The sequence below is a fragment of the Streptomyces sp. E11-3 genome, from assembly GCF_046540415.1.
Classification (GTDB): Bacteria; Actinomycetota; Actinomycetes; order Streptomycetales; family Streptomycetaceae; genus Streptomyces.
Window position 1 is genome coordinate 1 of the sequence record NZ_JAZGRL010000231.1, and the last position, 719, is coordinate 719.

Here is a 719-nt window from a genome sequence, read left to right on the forward strand (position 1 = left end):
CCCCTTCCCGAAAGTCCTGCGGACGGCGAAAAGATGGCCTCAAACGCCGGCCGGGCTGGATTTTCGCCCGGACGGGCTGATGTATCAGCCCGTCCGGCGATTGAGGACGAGTCCGGAGGGCGCTAAGGGGTCTGGGGGCTTGCCCCCAGTTACGGGAAGGGGCGGGGTGGGGAAGTCTCAGTCCTGTTCGCCCAGCAAGGGGCGGAGTTGCTTCGGGAGCAAGGATTCGCAGGAGTCCTTGGCTGTGCGGGTCAGGGCGTCGTCCACGCACGTGTAGTAGTCGCGGTACACGATCTGCGCCGTGAAGGTCGCGGCGACCATCGAGAGCGCGAGTACCGCCGTGACCAGCCCGGCCACCGCCGCCGTCGTCTGCGGCTTGCCCGATGTGGCGGCGGCGCCCTCCTTGGCGGGGCGGGGCTTGGCGCGTAGCGAGCTGATCGCCCAGTACACCGCGAGCGCGCCGAGGAGCAGCGCCACGTACGGCCAGCCGAACAGGGCGAAGAAGAAGCCCCACATGCCGGCGAGCAGGGCGTACCGGGCGCGCCGCTGGGTGGGGTCGGTGGGGTCCCAGCGCATGCCGGAGCCACCGGGCCCGTCCTGGCCGCCGCCGCCCTGCGCACCGGGCCGCTGACCGAAGCCGCCAGGGGAACGGCCGGGCTGGCGGCTGCTCCAGCGCCCGCGCCCCCGAGGCTGCTCCCCCGAGCCCTCGCCGGCGCCCC

The 719-nt window shown here is 72.7% G+C and carries 1 protein-coding gene; it reads right to left on the bottom strand.

All coding sequences use genetic code 11. The features are described 5' to 3' along the window. Nucleotides 1-177 precede the first annotated feature (177 nt). On the bottom strand, nucleotides 178-719 hold a 542-nt coding region (locus U9R90_RS36585), incomplete at its 5' end, for a hypothetical protein (protein WP_411061830.1).